Genomic DNA, 15,652 nt, shown 5'->3' with positions numbered 1-15,652 from the left:
GGGCAACGCTAGTCGACAGGAAAGGTCATCGTAACCGTCGTTCCTTCGTCAATTGCGCTTTGTAAATCAATTTTACCATTCAATGACTCCACGAGTTCCCGGACAATTGCGAGGCCCAGGCCACTCCCACTGACTAGTTGGTTCGAGTGAGACACGTCTGCTCGGTAGAATCGTTCAAAGACCCTTAACTGATCCTGGGGAGAAATCCCCACACCCGTGTCGGCAATAATCAACGCCCACGACCGTCCCGACTTAGTCGTTGAAATCGTAATCGACCCCTGTGGCCGATTATATTTGATGGCATTTCCCAGCACGTTCTTCAAGATCTGGTCAAACTTTCTGCGGTCAGTCGTTTCAATTAAGTCATTGGGTACCTGATTGACCAGAGTCACCTGATTCACACCCGCCAATGGCGCCAATAACCGGACTTGATTGGCCACCATCTGACCAACGGGAACCGCGGTTGCCTCGACAGCATTCCCCGATTCAATATGGGAAATCGTCAATACATCGTTGATCAACTCAACTAAGCGTTCACTCTGTTCGTCAATGATCTTTAGGAATTCAACGGACTTCTCCGGATCATCCTTTGCTCCCGCTAACAACGTCTTGGCAAACCCTGAAATCGCTGTAACTGGTGTCTTCAGCTCATGAGAAGCGTTCGACACAAAGTCCATCTGCATCTGTTCAACGGCATAGACCTCCGTCACATCGTACAGTAAGACCAACACCTGAAAATAATCCTGAGAGGTTGCCGTATACACTGCTCGAACATCGACGGTTCGATCGGCGGTAACCCCCGGTAGCTTTAAAGTCTTATGCTGCGTTTGTCGTTCGCTTAACGCCGAGTTGATGAGACTGGCCAGCTCGAACTGTCGGACATCCTGGGTAAACAGGTGCCGTCGTGGAGAAATTCGATGCTGTAAGAACTGTTCCATCGCCGGGTTAGCTAGCTCAACCTTGCGATAGCGATCGATGACCATCACCCCGATGGGTAGATAATCTAGTAGCGTGGCAAACTCTTGATTTTGCCCGGCCATTTGGCGTTGCACCTTCCGCTGCTGGGTCTGCAGATAATTGATCTGCAACGCCAATTGATAAAACGGATCATGCGGTGACAAGAGCACGTGGGCAGGTGTCTCCTCACGGCGAATCCCCTGAACTTTGTTCGTGAGGATTGAGATCCGCTGATCCCCCCACCTGATCAGATAACCAATCGCGACCGTTTCCAGAATTGCTAAGGACCAGGCCACCAGCAATGCCAAGCCTAAGTGTGGCGAATCAACCAACCACACTAACAGGATGTTCAAGCCACCCGTGATCAACAAGGCTGTCGTTAGACGGCGAATCATGGCTGCGCCTCAAACGTGTAGCCAAACCCTCGCACAGTCTTCAAGAGAACTGGATGCTTCGGGTCGAGCTCAATTTTTTCGCGCAGGTGGGACACGTGAATGTCCACCATCCGGGTTTGCCCACTGTAGTCAAATCCCCAAACACCTTCTAGTAACTGCTCACGGCTCCAAACCTTACCCGGCCGCTTCGCAAAGAAAAGCAAAAGTTCAAATTCCTTAGGCGTCAAATCAATGGGCGTCGTTCCCCGTTTAACTTGAAACTTATCCTGATCAATCGTCAAATCAGCGACTTGCAACCGGTGATCGACCTTCGTTGGGGTCGTCGCCTGTGGCTCGTCATCGTGGTACCGCCGCATGACTGCCTTCATTCGTGCAATGACCTCACGAGGACTGAACGGTTTCGTGATGTAATCGTCAGCACCTAATTCCAACCCAAAAACGGTATCGAATTCGCTGGTCTTAGCCGTAATCATAATGATGGGCGTACTAATCTTTTCCTGGCGCAAACGTTTGGTCACTTCCACGCCATCCATCTTAGGTAACATTAAATCTAACAAAATGACATCAAACTTCTCATGTAACGCTAGGTTTAAGGCCTGCTCACCGTCAATTGCCGTCACAACTTGATAATCTGCTTGTTCCAGGTTGTATTGTAGCAACGTCACGATGGCAGGCTCGTCATCGACGACTAAGACTCTACTCATAGGTTTACCCCTCCTGATCTCTGAATAGGACGATGCCAATCTCATGTGGTGCGCCTGAATAAATGGCCGTTTCGGTCACTTTCAGTTCCCCCTGAACATCACGCACCCGTAAATGACAATACGTTGGATTAGCTAATAAGGCTTCATAAAAACTCGTTTCACTATTAATTGCTTGATGATTACACTCTAAAATGATGTCCCCCGCCTCTAAGTCCATTTTGACTGCGGGTGTGCGGGGACGGATGGCTAAGACACGAACGCCATCATCGACTTGAGAATACCAGAATTGTTGGCGTTCATCATAACGTTTAGCTTGCCATAGGACTAGTCCGTAACCAACTAACAGGACGATTAATCCGACCGGCAAATCTTGTGGGCGCCAGGCCGTCCAGCCCAAACAAACCAAGCTCAATGCAGCGAGCCATACCATTTTACGGGCTAAACGACGATAGACTTCGCGGGGCACTTGCCGAAAAATCGTGAACCTTAGCCCCAGCAACAATGGGACTACCAGAATGGCGTACGTTTGACCGTGGATATTCAGTACTGGCCAAAAGCTCAGCTGACTGGTAAACCAATCACCTGGCACTAGCGTCACCATTGGGAGCACCAACAGCTCACGCCACGGATAGCCAGCAATTCGCTTCCCCCGCTGCTTGGCGTAAATCTTGGGACTCACAAAGCGGCCACCGTAGTTCGCCAACCAGTGCCCCAAAAGCATGAAGAAGATGGCCAATAACCATAAGTAATTGAGGTGAGCCACCCCGTGCCAACTCAATCCAACAGTCGACAAATCGGGCTTATCCGTTATGTAAGGCCCTGCCAGAACCGTTAGCAAGGTCGTCACCACGATTAAGGTCACTGGTAAAACAGTGGTTGGCAGTAGCAACAGGGTGACTAAACCCAAAACCTCATAAATGATAATCCACAATAGTGGCAAACTAAATCCAAGCAAAAAGTTGAGCAGCGAAAGTCCCGCTCCCAGGAGCAAGCCCTGAGTTAACATATGCCGCAACTCATAATGATCACTGTACACCGCACTTCCAAAACTACGACGTTCAGTTTTAATACGTGACTTACTGGTCAACCAGACCCGAATAATGGCAAGCCACAACAGCGGCTGGAGCAAATAGCTCCCCAGCGCAATTAATGTCCGCATGAAATCGACATCCTTCCTGAAAAAATAGCTGTCCCCAGTATAGCATGAAACAAAAACGGGCAACACGACATTCGTGTTACCCGCGCAACCATTATCTTAATAATCAGATTTTGCTAAATCATTAATCCGGATTCTTCTGACTCAATTGCCACTGTAGAAAAGCATCAATAAAAGGATCCAGGTCCCCGTCCATGACGGCCTGCCCGTTCCCTGTTTCATAATTGGTGCGGTGGTCTTTGACCATGGTATACGGGTGGAAAACATATGACCGAATTTGGGAGCCCCAACCAATGTCCATTTGGTCGCCCTCAAGCTTGGCCTTTTCCTCGGCCTTCTTTTCCTCTTCCCGTTCATAGAGTTTAGCCCGCAACATCCCCATTGCCGTTTGGCGGTTTTGAAGCTGTGACCGTTGCGCCTGACTTTGGGTCACGATTCCAGTAGGCAAGTGGGTGATCCGAACCGCGGAAGACGTCTTGTTGACGTGTTGTCCACCGGCACCGGATGCCCGGTAAACGTCAACCTTCAAGTCTGCCGGATTGATTTCAACATCCACAGAATCATCCAATTCTGGCAGGACGTCAACGGAAGCAAACGATGTGTGACGCCGCCCAGCTGAATCAAATGGTGAGATACGAACCAAGCGATGAACGCCCTTTTCAGAGCGCAGATAACCGTAGGCGTTGTGCCCAGCAATCAGCAAAGTGGCACTACTTAACCCAGCAACGTCGCCCGGCTGGTAGTCCAATACCGTGACTTTAAAGTCATGTTGCTCCGCCCAACGCGTGTACATCCGCATGAGCATGTCACCCCAGTCCTGAGATTCTGTGCCCCCGGCCCCGGGATGAATTTCCAGGATCGCGTTGTTACGGTCATACTTCTGGTTCAGTAGCATGTTGAGACTATACTGCTGGAGAGCCTTCTGTGCCGTCGCAAAGTCCTGTTCAAACTCCGCCTGCATATCTGCATCTGGTTCCTCTTGGAGTAGCTCCAGCGCCACCTCGAGGTCATCGATTTGGTTAGCGAGATTCTGATATTCGTCGACCTTTTTCTTCATTTCATTGGTCTCATCGATCAATCGTTGTGCCGCCTGTGCATCGTCCCAAAAATTGGGTTCAGCCATTTGGGACTCATTGACACTAATGCTTTCATTTAAAGCATCAAAGTCAAAGCGACCCCCTAAAGCCGGTTAACTGACTGCGCATGGTCGCAATTTCACGTTTTGCATCGCTTAATTCCATTGTGCATTGGCTCCTTTAAAGTTATTTTCAGTTGGTTTGGTGACCTGCCTAGGTCAAAACAAGCCAACATTCATTTTCATGCCATAACCGATTCCCATCGGTTAAGACAAAACGAGGCTGGAATCTCTTCCCGCCTCGTCACGTTCCCGTTTACCGGGTAATATTTTGTCGAATTTCAGACTTCATGAATAACCGGGTAGTATCGTAATCAATGTTTGAAATCATTTCTTCAAACATCCGGAACCCATCTTGTTGGTATTCAACTAATGGGTTCAATTGCCCGTATCCACGCAAGCCAATTGATTGACGCAATTGATCCATGGCATCGATATGATCGGTCCAGTGAGAGTCTACGACCCGCAACAGCACAACCTTTTCAAATTCCAACATTTGTGCTGGATCGTAAAGTTGTTTTTGCTTTTCGGCGTAGACGTCGTTGGCCAAGCCCATAAAGAATTCCTTGATCTCGTCCGCCGTCTTGTTCTTCAGAGCGTCTAAACTGATCTTTTCAGGCGTAACCATTGCGGAAATCCCAAAGTCCAGTAACGTATCTAAGTCCCAATCTGCTTGGTCGCCTTGCGTATGCAAGTCAACCACGCGATCAACGGTCCGCTTGATCATTGGCATCAGAACCCACTTGAGAGATTCTTCTTGGTTAATGATCTGGTTCCGTTCGCCGTAGATAACGTTCCGTTGTTGACGCATCACGTCATCGTATTGCAGCACATTCTTCCGGGAATCGTAGTTATTCCCTTCAACCCGCTTTTGGGCGGATTCAACTTGCTTCGTGATCATGCGGCTCCGGATAACGGCATCTTCACCGTCAACGTTCATCCGTTCCAAGAAACTCTTGACCCGGTCTGAACCGAACCGACGCATCAAATCATCTTCCAAGGACAGGTAGAACTGGGTCATACCAGGATCACCTTGACGACCTGAACGGCCACGAAGTTGGTTATCGATCCGCCGTGATTCATGTCGTTCAGTCCCGATAACGGCTAACCCACCAATTTCGACAACGCCGGGTCCCAATTTAATATCGGTCCCCCGCCCAGCCATGTTGGTGGCAATCGTAACGGCACCACGTTGACCGGCGTTTTGAATAATATCGGCTTCCTTCGCATGGTTCTTGGCGTTCAAGACCACGTGAGGAATCTTTTCTTGATCCAACCGTTCGGACAAATATTCGGAAGTTTCAACTGCTACGGTACCAATCAACATTGGTTGGCCCTTTTCATGCAAGTCCTTGATTTCCCGAATAACGGCATCGAATTTAGATTCCAAGGTTGGGTACAACAAGTCAGGTTGGTCGACCCGGACAACTGGTTTGTTGGTTGGCACGGAAACAACTTCCATGTTGTAGATTTCCCGGAATTCTTCGGCTTCGGTCTTCGCCGTACCAGTCATCCCGGAAAGCTTTTTGTACATCCGGAATAAGTTTTGGTAGGTGATGTTGGCCATCGTCTTGGTTTCTTCCTGAATCTCAACGCCTTCTTTGGCTTCAATGGCTTGGTGCAACCCGTCTGAGTAACGACGACCGTCCATAACCCGTCCAGTAAAGGAGTCAACAATCAGAACTTCACCGTCTTGAACCACGTAATCTTTATCACGTAACATGATAAAGTTGGCCCGCAGCGCTTGATCCAAATGGTGGGTCAAGGCCGTGTTGTCCGTATCATACAGGTTCTTTAAGTTGAAGTACTTTTCGGCTTTTTCAATCCCTTGATCGGTTAAAGCAACCGTCTTAGATTCCAAGTCGATCTTAAAGTCATCTTTTTCATGTAATGTCTTAGCAAAGCGATCTACCCGTTGGTACAGGGCACTCGTGCCTTCGGATTGGCCAGAAATAATCAATGGCGTCCGTGCTTCATCGATCAAAATGGAGTCAACTTCATCGACAATCGCGAAGTTCAGTGGACGCTGTACCATGTCTTCTTTGTAGACGACCATGTTATCACGCAGGTAATCGAACCCGATTTCCCCGTTGGTCGAATAAGTGATATCGGCATTGTAGGCTTCACGCTTCTCTTCCGGTGACTTTTCAGCGGAGTTTAAGCCAACCGTTAAGCCCATCCAAGAATACAGTTCACCCATTTCAGTGGCATCACGGGCGGATAAGTATTCGTTAACCGTAACAACGTGAACCCCTTTGCCGGCAATGGCGTTTAGGTAGACAGGCATCGTGGCGGTCAAGGTTTTCCCTTCACCGGTCTTCATTTCGGAGATGTTCCCTTCGTGAAGCACAATTCCCCCCATGATTTGCACGTGGAATGGATAGAGACCGAGGACCCGCCGTGCGCCCTCACGAATTGCAGCAAAGGCTTCAGGCAGTAAATCGTCTAAAGTTTCGCCGTCTTGGTAGCGCTGCTTGAACTCTGGCGTTTTCGCCTTCAGATCATCGTCTGAAAGTTGTTCGTATTCATCAGCGTAAGAACCAACTTGGTCCGCTAATTTACTGAGGCGTCGTAAAGTCCGGCGATCACTTTCGACCCATCGTTTCAAAATATTTGGCATGTGAGAATTCCCTTCAGTACATTTAATAAGTCTATTTAAAGTTACCCATTTATTTACAATAAATCAACCTACATTTTACCACTAACCAACCCAAGATGAAACTTTAAGACGTGGTCAACGCAAGGGTAACCGCTTTCTTCTTCGAATTATAACTAAAAAAGCACTGCAAGCTCGCAGTGCTTCGTTAGTTGATTTAACATTACTCGTCGTCGGCTTCAATCAAACCGTACCGACCGTCATTCCGGCGGTAGACGATGCTAATACCATTGGTTTCAGCATCTTCGTAGATAAAGAAGTCGTGACCTAACATGTCCATTTGCAGAACGGCCTCTTCATTATCCATCGGCTTCAAAGAAACCCGCTTGGTCCGGACAACTTCTAACTCACCATTATCGTCGGAATCGGCGTCTGGCGTTTCAGCTGAGAAGTCGAGGTTTTTGTAACCTTTTTCCCGGGACTTACGGTTAACCTTAGTCTTGTACTTGCGGATCTGACGTTCCAACTTGTCCGTAACCAGGTCAACACTTGCATATAAGTCCGGAGAGGTTTCCTCTGCCCGTAATGTCAAGTATGGGAGTGGGATTGTTACTTCAACCTTCGCTGTCTTATTTTGGTAGACCTTCAGGTTGATATGCGCAATTGCCTCAACGTTGTTGTCGAAATATTTCTCCAACTTGCTGATACGCTTTTCAACGTAATCCCGTATTGCGTCAGTAACTTCGATGTTTTCACCACGAATATTAAATGTGAGCATAAAACTTCTCTCCCTTCAGCCAAGAGATACTTGGCTTGCTTAGCATTAGAAGGACCACTCTTCTAATATGCTTTGCTTACATTTATTATAATAGAAAGCCCTCTCATAAACAATTAATCTAAGTAAATTAATCACAATTTAACGCGCTAAAGTCAAGCTAGTAACCGCTTTCGCTCCGCTCAAATTAATTTGATCAATGGCATGCCGAATTGTCCGTCCTGTTGTGTAGACGTCATCTAGGAGCAAAACACGTCGTTGATGCAGCAACTTGCACGCATTCGGAGCTAATGAAAACGGTTGTGGTGTAACCAATCGTTCGGCTCGCGTCTTGGCAGACTGGGGACGTTCTTTATGGTCGGCAACCACTTCCAGTACCTGAAAAAAGGGTTGGCCGGTCAGCCACCCCGTCACTTGATTGAATCCGCGGTCCTGCCGGGTTGCTGCATCCACTGGAACCGGAACCAACACGTCATAAGTCGTTCGCTGTAAAGCTTGAGCTAACGCCGCTTGCACCACGACTCGTAACGCATAGTCTCCCTGAAACTTGTACTGTTGCATGTACGCCTTGAAACCAGCATCGTACTGAAATAGTGCCCGATTGACTACCCCATCGTGCCAACGTTCACAGTCATGACAAATAGTGGCAGCACGCTGCTGACGACCGCATTGTGGACAACAACTACCCGTGATGCGCGTTAGTCGTTCCTGACAAGCTTCGCAAACCTCCTGGACTGGAAATTGTCCCCAACTGAGTAGTTGCGTAAGAGTCACCGTCTGGGAAATAGCACGATTACACCATACACACAACGGCATCACTGACCACCCTGCTGACGTCCCTGCCGATTCAAATGGTTGATCATGGCACGTGCCTGCTGAATCGTTCGTGACTGGCTCTGACAATAACACGTCACTTCACCCCGTGGATGCGCAGCGTGGCGGCCAGCTCGACCAGCAATTTGGACTAAGGCTGCCGTTGAAAAGACGGCATCATCCCCACCCAAAATAACCACGGCCACGTTGGGAAACGTCACCCCTCGTTCAAGAATGGTGGTCGTCACCAAAAACTGACAACGACCATCACGCATCGCCTGAACCTTTTCAGCTCGCTCGGCATCAGCAGCGTGGACCGTCACCCCACCAACGACCCCTGCCTGATCCAAGGCTGCTGCAATTGGTGGCAAATCCGCGATATGGGGAACAAAGAGGAGAAAACGCTGTCCCGTCCGCTGATACTCACGTAATTGACGAACGAGTTGGCCAGGTAGCTGTCCCTTCAGCAAACGCTGTCGCCACTGCCAGCACAGATGAACCTTCATCTGTGGGAGCAAGTAGCCGTGATAGCGTAAGGGCACGTAGGTCACGGCTATTTTTCGTTGTGCGACTAACTTTTGTAGATGAGGACCCGGCGTTGCCGTCAAAAAAATATGACTCCCGCTAGGCTTCTGAGCTTGTTTCACAGCACGTTGTAGCATTGGACTTGTGGTCAGCGGAAAAGCATCGACTTCATCCACAATCAGCCAATCAAAGGCGGCCTGAAACCGCAAAAGCTGGTGCGTGGTACAAATTGTCAGCTGCCGGTAGGTATAAGAATGTTCCTGTTTCCCATGTAAGACCGCTTGTGGCACCCCAGCAAAGGCCCGGGCTAACCGCGGCGCCAGTTCTAAACAAACATCCACCCGTGGCGATGCCCAGGCGACCCGCCAGCCTTGCTGTAACGCCCAAGCTAGTGCCGGATACAGGATTTCCGTCTTACCAGCGCCGGTGACCGCCCACAATAACTGATTCCGCTTAGTTGCCACTAATTCACGTATCGCTGTTGCAGCCACCACCTGTTGTGGCTTAAGCTGCCCTGACCAGGTCAATGGCGATTCCGTCATCATCGGAAACTGATTGGGTTCCGGAATAGTGTATAATTTATGGTGCGTGGTCAAACGACCCAATTGTAAGCACTGCCGACAATACAGTGCCCCGTTCGGCAGCTGATCAGCTACAGTTAGCCTGTGCCCACAGCGGGTACACTGCGCTGAACCGCGGCTCTGCTCAATTGCCTCACGGTTTGCCAACGGTTCCAAAGGGGGTCTTGAAGACGGGACCCACCGCCCAAAGAATTGTTCATCATTATCCAAGAAAAGCTCTCCCTTCCTGCCTTTACTGATTAACTACGTGAAGGGAGCCGCTATTTTTTTAAACTAACTTTATTTTAGAAGAAAGGTGTCTGCCAATGGAAACTGACTACTTAACCATTCAAGCAAGTGGCAATCACGAACTCGAAATTAAAAAATCACGGTTCATTGCCGACCTCGGTCGTGTATCCAGCGAAGATGAAGCTAAAGCATTCATTGCTGCGGTAACCGCGCGAGAACCGAAAGCCACCCATCATTGTTGGGCCTACATGGTCGGTGAACACGATGAAATTCAACGAGAAAGCGACAACGGCGAACCATCCGGTACCGCCGGTGTTCCCATTCTCACGGTGCTCCAACGTAACCACCTGCACAACGTCATTGGTGTGGTCACCCGTTACTTTGGCGGCATCAAGCTGGGGGCCGGGGGCCTGATTCGGGCTTACAGCAACGCCACCTCTACTGGAATTGAAGCAGTCGGCGTCGTCAAACTCGTCCGGCAGCAAGCCATGACGATTACCGTGGACTATCCCAACTACGACCGCCTTAACCACTACCTGACTGAAAATCAGATCAGTATTTTGGACACCGCGTACACGTCTGCGGTCGCGGTCACCATTGCCGTTGATTTGGACGCCGTGACCGCCACGCAAACCGCGATCACTAATCTGTTAAGTGACCGCCTAACCGTTGAACTGGGCGACATCGCTTACAATGAAGTGCCTGTCGAAATCAACGCCAGTAGCCGTTCGATCGACTAAGCTTACCTGAACGCTAGCGGTATTAATATGCGACTCCACGTAAAAGGAGCCAGGGGATTTTTCCCCTGGCTCCTTTTGTGTTGGCGAATTTTTATGTGGTGGAAACGTGCGCCCAAAGGCAGCTGACTCCGCTTAACACTGATAACCAAATAATCCAGGACCGGGATTTTTCGGTTATCACCGTTAATGCTCGCCAGCTAACCGCCTTTAGGCCCACTCTTTATCCCTATCTTTCCGAATTCTTCGACGTTAACTTCTTAACGACTCGGTTGATCCAGTGTAAGAGTGGCTGTCGGTCCGACCCCACTAGTCCGATGGCTTCAACGAATAGCTCCAAGCCAATCAGAATTGCGATGGTCAACAGGACCGACCCCCAAATTGTGGACAACGGGTACAACAGTGAAATGAACGAGAAAATTAACGCAATCCCGTAAATTACCAAAACCGTCTGACGGTGCGTCAATCCCAATTGCATCAAGCGGTGATGCAAATGGTGCTTATCCGCGTGAGAAATGGGTTGCCGATTCAAAATCCGGCGAATCATGGCGTACACCGTATCCGTGATGGGAACACCCAGAATGATCACCGGAATGATCACGGAAATGAAGGTCACGTTTTTCAAACCATACAGGGAGAAGCAGGCAATCATAAATCCAATGAACTGCGCCCCTGTGTCCCCCAAGTAAATACGGGCTGGGAAAAAGTTGTAAGGCAGGAAACCCACCATAGCAGCAACTAGCGCAAAAATCATGATTGCCACCCAGGTATTCGCGACGTTCAAGAAGAACAGCCCGGTAATCCCAGTCGTCGTTAACGCAATGATCGAGACCCCCGTTGCCAACCCATCTAACCCATCGATCAGGTTGATGGCATTAACGATGGCAACGATCCACAACAACGTAATGGGCAACGATAACCAGCCAAAGTGCCAAGCACCCACAAATGGTAACGTTAGATACCGCATCCGGATACCCGCCACGAAGTAAACTTCAATGGCCGCTAACAGCTGAAACATCACCTTTTGTCGTGGTTTCAGTTCGAAGACATCGTCGATCATCCCACCAGCGACGATGATGCATTCGCCACCGAACAGCCCCCACAGCTGTTGTGTTGGCATTTGATCTCGCAATAAAAACATCGTTGAAAAAGTAAACGCAATAAAGATAGCTAGGCCGCCCAACGTCGGCATGGGAACCTTGTTGACCCGGCGCTGATTCGGTTTATCCACCGCACCAATTTGAAACGCAAAGCGGCGTACAAACGGGGTTAGGACCGCGGAGATAATCATGGTAGCAAACAAGCTAACAATAATCTCAAATTTCATAAAGTGTCCTCATTCTTTCCTAATGGTTCTTTTGCTAATTATACAAATCTCGTAAATTAAACACAACCACCATTTAGTTTGTAAAAAAAGTTTTTTTGTGAAAAGTGCCGCAACTTTGGTCCACCCATCCCCACTGGGCGCCAGTCTACAATAACGGCATTTGTGATTTATCACACGGATAATAATTAATACTTATAAACGTATAGTGAATACGATATTTACGCTTGTTTTAAGCGCTTACAGCCCATATAATACAATTATGCATTCACTTCAGAACAGGCTTGCCCTCTAAATTTTGGGGATTGTCGTGCAACCAGGTCATCAATTGAAAGGAGAGTTTTCAATGGCTGCTAATAAAAAAGTTTCATCAGCAGAAGCTCCAGAAAAAGAACAAGCTTCTCCCATCTTGATTCAAATGGGTATCTTCGCTGCTATTCTGTTCGTTTCCAGCCTTATTTCCCCTCTGTTTCCTGCTAGTTTTCCGGTGCCCACGCCAGTGGTCGGACTGATTCTCCTCTACGTCCTACTAGCCACCCACATCGTGAAGCTCCGGAATGTTGAGAAGTTTGGGGACTTCTTAATCAGTTTAATTGCCTTTCTGTTCGTTCCCTCAGGAATCCAGCTGGCTGCCAGTCTAAAAGTACTGCAAGCTGAAGGCGTTAAGATCATCATCGTGGTTATCATTGCAACGATTGTGATGCTGGTCGTCATCGCCTACACCACGGCCGGATTTATTTGGATTCGGAAGCACGTCTTCCACGGAAATACCGATATCGACCAATAATTTGCCTGACAACGATTAACACTCAACAGAAAAGGATGGAGAATTATGATCAGCTTAAATGTTGCCGCCGAGATGGCGGTTTGGGGCAAGTGGCTAGGCGATGGCCTAAGTAAAACAGCCACTGGTGCCTCTGCGGGTAACGCTGTTTTTGGGATTTTTCTCACGTTGGTCGTCTTCTTAATCGGCCAATGGCTCTTTAAAATTAGTAACGGATTCTTTATCTTCCAACCCCTCTTCGTGGGGATGGTGTTAGGGATTTTTATCCTCTTCCTCCTCGCCAAAGCCTTTGGCACGGACACTGCCACTTTTTACAAGTCGGCCTACCTCCCCGGAGGAAATATCATCTTCTGGTTCTTAAACCCAGCAACCATTGCCTTTGCCATTCCTCTGTATCGACGGAATGATATCGTCAAGCGTTTCTGGTTAGAAATTGTCCTCTCACTGGTCGTTGGACTGGTCATCTCGTTATTCATCATTTACGAGGCTGGTAAGCTCTTCGGACTATCCAAGGGGACGTTGGCTTCATTACTGCCTACCGGGGCCACTACGGCCATCGCAATGCCAATTGCGGCAGCTATCGGTGGGAACCCGGCCATTACCGCCATGGTTTGTATCCTAAACGCCGTCATCATCTACGCTTTAGGTGACTGGCTGGTAAAAGTTTTCCGGATCAACAACGACCCAATCGGTGCCGGATTAGGATTAGGAACCGCTGGGAAGACGGTCGGTTCAGCGAAAGCCTTACAACTGGGATCCATTCAGGGATCCATGGCCTCCATCGCCGTCGTCGTTATCTCAATCGTCGTCGACTTGGTGGTACCACAATTTGCTTCACTGGTTGGCCTACGTTAAAATTCAACATTTACGCAAGGTTCTCCCCCAACCGGGAGAACCTTTTTTGTTGTCCCATTATTGCCCAACCACTTTCTGAGACGGACTTTTTCAGCGTTTCAATCCAACAAAAAAAGCACCGAGACGAAAGTCCCAATGCCTTTAATGGTGTCGCCGACTGACCTGCTAATCAACAGTTCAGTTCAACAACTACTCTTTTAAATGATAATTATAAGTCGAAACAATGATGTTTTCCCGTGAGTTCAAAATCGTCCGTAACCGTAACGCAGTTTGGTTATGCAAGACGTTTTGCCAAGGGTGCCGGGGAACGAATTGTGGAACCAGGACCGTAGTCGTAAAGTTCCGTTCCGCCGCCCGCTTCGCAATCACGTCACAGAACCGCAACGTTGGCGTCGCAATCGACCGGTAGGAGGAATGGATATCCACAAACCGAATGTCTGGGAACTCCTCTTTGAATTCCTGAGCTGTCTTGTGCTCCTTCTCAGGATTTTCATCGAAGGACACGTGCATCGCAATGACATAATCCCCAATGGACTGTGCGTAATTAATGGCACCAGACGTTACCCGGGTGATGTTGCTGACCAGGACAATGACCGTTGCCCCATCGTATTGATGGATGTCGGCCTTTTCCTTAGCAGCGACCCGTAACTGTTTAGCCACGTTGTGATAATGCTGATTGATTCGGTAGAACAACAGCAGAATCAAAGGCATGATGATCAGGTATGGCCAAACGTTGCCAAAGTGTAAGAACAGTAAGAAGACCACGAGGACCAGGGAAATAAGAGCCCCAATCAAGTTGATGAAGGCCTTGCCTAACCAGAACCCCTCACGCGTTCTGAACCAGTGAATAATCATCCCTGATTGTGACAACGTAAATGGCACGAAAACCCCGACCGCGTACAGTGGAATCAGTAAAGTCGTTTGCCCATGGAAGATAAAGATCAGAACGATTGCGCCAACGGCCAAAGAAATAATTCCGTTAGAGTAACCTAACCGGTCCCCTCTGTCCAGGTAAGCATGCGGTAAGAACTTATCCTTGGCCAGGTTGTAAGCCAAGATTGGAAAGGCTGAGAACCCGGTGTTGGCTGCCACTGCCAAAATCATCGCCGTGGACAACTGTAGGATGTAATAGAAGACACCGTGACCGAAGACGCCGGTCCCGATTTGAGACAAGACCGTCTGGTTACTTTGTGGCCGAATCCCCATGTAGTAACTCAAGAACGTAATCCCAGCGAAGAAGATGGCCAAGATTCCCGCCATAATTGCCAAGGTCGCCGCCGCGTTGTGACGCTTGGGCTCCTTGAAGTTAGGCACAGCGTTACTGATGGCTTCCACCCCAGTCAGGGAAGAAGACCCGGACGAGAAGGCCCGGAAGAACAGCAATAACGTCATGCCTTGGACGGGACCGTTAAACGAGGCCGCCGCGTGATACGTGATGTTACCCGTCACAATGTTGTAGAACCCAACCCCGATCATCACAATAATCATCAGGATGAACAGGTAAACGGGAACCGTGAGAAACGCTGCCGATTCACGCATCCCCCGCAGGTTCAACAACATAATGCCAATCACAATTAAGACTGATACCCATACAGAATACGGATATAGCGCCGGAATTGCCGACGTAATGGCTTCAGTCCCAGAAGTCGTGGAAACCGCCACGGTCAACATGTAGTCAACGAGCAAGGAACCACCGGCAATCAATCCTGCCGATTGCCCCCAGTTCGTACTGGCTACAACGTAGGCGCCACCACCAGATGGGTAGGCATGAATAATTTGCTGGTAAGAAAGCGTAATCGCAAATAACAGAACTAAGACCAGTGCAGCAACCCACAATTGATACATCAATGCAGCCGCTGACAAGGTAATTAGGACTGTGGTGATTTGCTCAGTACCATAAGCCACGGAAGATAACGCATCAGACGACAAGAGAGCCAGCGCTTTAAACTTGGTTAGCGCCTGACCGCCTTCGTCCATGGTCTTGAGGGGTTTTCCAATTAAAACCCGCTTTAAATAACGCCACATGACTATTTACTCCTTATCTCCATAAATAATGAAGACGGGCATTCACCCGTCGTATAATTGCT

General features: G+C 48.9%; 13 protein-coding genes. 3 read left to right on the top strand and 10 right to left on the bottom strand.

Annotated features, from left to right (window positions below):
• Nucleotides 1-8 precede the first annotated feature (8 nt).
• The 8 genes from EKM87_RS07635 to EKM87_RS07600 all read right to left on the bottom strand — a co-directional run bounded on the left by EKM87_RS07635 (nucleotide 9) and on the right by EKM87_RS07600 (nucleotide 9,847).
• On the bottom strand, nucleotides 9-1,352 hold the full coding sequence (locus EKM87_RS07635; protein WP_125683466.1) for a sensor histidine kinase: 1,344 nt from the start codon (nucleotides 1,350-1,352) through the stop codon (nucleotides 9-11).
• Nucleotides 1,349-2,056: a response regulator transcription factor gene (locus EKM87_RS07630; protein WP_125683464.1), complete on the bottom strand. Its 708-nt coding sequence runs from the start codon at nucleotides 2,054-2,056 to the stop codon at nucleotides 1,349-1,351. The genes EKM87_RS07635 and EKM87_RS07630 overlap by 4 nt, the downstream gene beginning before the upstream one ends.
• Nucleotides 2,057-2,060: 4 nt before the next feature.
• Entirely contained in the window at nucleotides 2,061-3,215 is a 1,155-nt protein-coding gene (locus EKM87_RS07625) for a PDZ domain-containing protein (RefSeq protein WP_125683462.1), read from the bottom strand.
• Between the two features lie 121 nt (nucleotides 3,216-3,336).
• A protein-coding gene (gene prfB / locus EKM87_RS07620; protein WP_125683460.1) for a peptide chain release factor 2 occupies nucleotides 3,337-4,453 on the bottom strand; the annotation gives its coding sequence in 2 pieces (ribosomal slippage) (nucleotides 3,337-4,380 and nucleotides 4,382-4,453; 1,116 coding nt in all).
• Nucleotides 4,454-4,603: 150 nt separating this feature from the next.
• Nucleotides 4,604-6,967 (bottom strand): preprotein translocase subunit SecA, encoded by a 2,364-nt coding sequence (secA, locus tag EKM87_RS07615; RefSeq protein ID WP_125683458.1) that lies wholly within the window; start codon nucleotides 6,965-6,967, stop codon nucleotides 4,604-4,606.
• Between the two features lie 199 nt (nucleotides 6,968-7,166).
• Nucleotides 7,167-7,721: a ribosome hibernation-promoting factor, HPF/YfiA family gene (hpf, locus tag EKM87_RS07610; protein WP_125683456.1), complete on the bottom strand. Its 555-nt coding sequence runs from the start codon at nucleotides 7,719-7,721 to the stop codon at nucleotides 7,167-7,169.
• Nucleotides 7,722-7,859: 138 nt separating this feature from the next.
• Nucleotides 7,860-8,492 carry a ComF family protein gene (locus tag EKM87_RS07605; protein ID WP_225428415.1) on the bottom strand — a complete coding sequence of 211 codons (633 nt, stop codon included), beginning with the start codon at nucleotides 8,490-8,492 and terminating at the stop codon, nucleotides 7,860-7,862.
• Nucleotides 8,493-8,533: 41 nt separating this feature from the next.
• On the bottom strand, nucleotides 8,534-9,847 hold the full coding sequence (locus EKM87_RS07600) for a DEAD/DEAH box helicase (protein ID WP_125683452.1): 1,314 nt from the start codon (nucleotides 9,845-9,847) through the stop codon (nucleotides 8,534-8,536).
• A gap of 95 nt (nucleotides 9,848-9,942) precedes the next feature.
• On the opposite strand from EKM87_RS07600, the gene EKM87_RS07595 reads away from it, so the two are divergent.
• Entirely contained in the window at nucleotides 9,943-10,605 is a 663-nt protein-coding gene (locus tag EKM87_RS07595) for a YigZ family protein (RefSeq protein WP_125683450.1), read from the top strand.
• 226 nt (nucleotides 10,606-10,831) lie between these two features.
• Here the strand turns inward: EKM87_RS07595 and EKM87_RS07590 are convergent, their stop codons facing one another.
• Nucleotides 10,832-11,929 (bottom strand): glycosyltransferase family 4 protein, encoded by a 1,098-nt coding sequence (locus tag EKM87_RS07590; RefSeq protein ID WP_125683448.1) that lies wholly within the window; start codon nucleotides 11,927-11,929, stop codon nucleotides 10,832-10,834.
• Nucleotides 11,930-12,272: 343 nt separating this feature from the next.
• Between EKM87_RS07590 and EKM87_RS07585 the strand changes: the two genes are divergently transcribed.
• Together EKM87_RS07585 and EKM87_RS07580 are read left to right on the top strand one after the other, a co-directional pair.
• A complete protein-coding gene (locus tag EKM87_RS07585; protein WP_125683446.1) occupies nucleotides 12,273-12,713 on the top strand; it encodes a CidA/LrgA family protein in 441 nt (146 codons plus the stop codon).
• Nucleotides 12,714-12,758: 45 nt separating this feature from the next.
• Nucleotides 12,759-13,565, top strand: coding sequence for an LrgB family protein (locus EKM87_RS07580; protein ID WP_125683444.1), 807 nt, complete (start codon nucleotides 12,759-12,761; stop codon nucleotides 13,563-13,565).
• Nucleotides 13,566-13,754: 189 nt separating this feature from the next.
• Here EKM87_RS07580 and EKM87_RS07575 read toward each other — a convergent pair whose 3' ends face one another.
• Nucleotides 13,755-15,590: an APC family permease gene (locus EKM87_RS07575; protein WP_125683442.1), complete on the bottom strand. Its 1,836-nt coding sequence runs from the start codon at nucleotides 15,588-15,590 to the stop codon at nucleotides 13,755-13,757.
• Nucleotides 15,591-15,652: the final 62 nt, after the last annotated feature.

The sequence above is a fragment of the Levilactobacillus yonginensis genome (assembly GCF_003946265.1).
Taxonomy (GTDB): Bacteria; Bacillota; Bacilli; order Lactobacillales; family Lactobacillaceae; genus Levilactobacillus; species Levilactobacillus yonginensis.
This window is presented reverse-complemented; position numbering and strand designations above follow the sequence as displayed.